The 1,846-nt window shown below is 72.2% G+C and carries 1 protein-coding gene; it reads right to left on the bottom strand.

The features are described 5' to 3' along the window. Positions 1-1,328: DEAD/DEAH box helicase (locus tag AB0K37_RS41995; RefSeq protein WP_363991785.1), on the bottom strand; the 1,328-nt coding region annotated here is incomplete at its 3' end. Between the last annotated feature and the right edge of the window lie 518 nt (positions 1,329-1,846).

Raw genomic sequence — 1,846 nt, forward strand, 5'->3', positions numbered from 1 at the left:
GCGGCGGTCTCGACCGCCTCCGCCGCAGTGGCCTCGACCGGCCGGCCCGCCCGCGTGCGCGTGCGGTCGCGCTTGCGACGGCGCGGCTGGGGACGCTCCTGCTCCCGGTCGCGGTCATGGCCGCGACCGCGGTCGTTGCTGCGGACCTTGCCCGTCTCGCCGATGTCCTCCAGCTTCTCGGCGTCGAGCCCGGCGCGGCCGTTCCGCTTGTCGGCGGGCAGCGTCCCCTTCGTGCCGGCGGGGATGCCGAGCGTCTCGAAGAAGTGCGGGGACGTCGAGTAGGTCTCCTCGGGGGAGGCGAACGGCAGGTCGAGCGTGCCGTTGATCAGCTTCCACCGGGTGAGGTCGGACCAGTCGACGAGCGTGACGGCGACGCCCTCCTTGCCCGCGCGGCCGGTCCGGCCGATGCGGTGCACGTAGGTGTCGGCGCTGTCGGGGCACTCGTAGTTCACGACATGGGTGACGTCGTCGACGTCGAGCCCGCGGGCCGCCACGTCGGTGGCCACCAGCACGCCGATCTTGCCGTTGCGGAACGCGCGCAGGGCCCGCTCGCGCTGGCTCTGCCCGAGGTCGCCGTGCACGGCGGCGGCGTCGAAGCCCCGCTGCGCGAGGTCGGCGGCCACCCGGTCGCACGCCCGCTTCGTCTGGCAGAAGACCATGGTCAGACCGCGGCCCTCCGCCTGGAGCAGGCGGGCCAGCATCTCCGGCTTGTCCATCTGGTGGGCCTGGAAGACGTGCTGGACGACCTGCGGCGTCGCGTCCGACTCGGTGTGCGACTCGGCCCGGACGTTGGTCGGACGGGTCAGGTACCGGCGCGACAGCGCGGCGATCTCGCCCGGCATCGTCGCCGAGAACAGCATGGTCTGGCGCTGCGCCGGGATCCGGTCGATGATCCGCTCGATGTCCGGCAGGAAGCCGAGGTCGAGCATGCGGTCCGCCTCGTCCAGCACCAGTACGCCGATCTTGGACAGGTCGAGGTACTTCTGCTTGACGAGGTCGAGGAGCCGCCCCGGGGTGCCGACGACGACGTCGACGCCCTCGCGCAGCGCCTCGATCTGCGGCTCGTAGGCGCGCCCGCCGTACACCGACAGCACCCGGCTGCCGAGCTTGCCGCCGGCGACGAGCAGGTCGTCGGTGACCTGGAGGGCCAGCTCGCGGGTCGGCGCGACGACGAGCGCGCGCGGCTCGCGGCCGCCGTGCTCGATGCGCTGCAGCAGCGCGGCGCCGAAGGCGAGGGTCTTGCCGGTGCCCGTGCGGGCCTGGCCGATGATGTCGTGCCCGCCGAGCGCGATCGGCAGGGCGAGCTCCTGGATGGGGAACGCCTCCACGATGCCTTCGGCTTCGAGGGCGTCTGCTATCTCGGGTACGACCCCGAGTTCACGAAAGGTAGTCAGGGCTTTCAGCCTCCAATATGCGGGGTCTCCGCTCCCGGGTGCGGCGCGGCCTGCCGGCGTGACGCCGCCGAACCGGCGTGTCCGCCGTTCCTGTGGCCGCGCGCTCGCGCGGGAGGGACCAGCCGTTGCTCAAATCTTCCGGCGACCGCAGTCAGGGGTTGAAAGCAGTCACTCGCTGTGGCTGCGTGCGGTCACACTCCGCGACGCAGTGTACCGACCGTTGATTGCCTACACCAATAGCCGGTCACTCGACCCAACGTTTCCATGGTTTCATCTATTCCGTCCCCAGCCCGCCAGGCGTTACGCACTCGGCGAGGCGGGGCCTCCGGACCGGTCGAAGGCGGGACGGGGACGGCCACATCCGGACACATCGCGACGACGCGGGCCCCCGCCCGGGGAGGCGGGGGCCCGCGTCGGGGTGGTGCCGGGGGTCAGTAGCTCCGGCGGCGGGT

This window comes from Actinomadura sp. NPDC049753 (assembly GCF_040674655.1).
Taxonomy (GTDB): Bacteria; Actinomycetota; Actinomycetes; order Streptosporangiales; family Streptosporangiaceae; genus Spirillospora; species Spirillospora verrucosospora.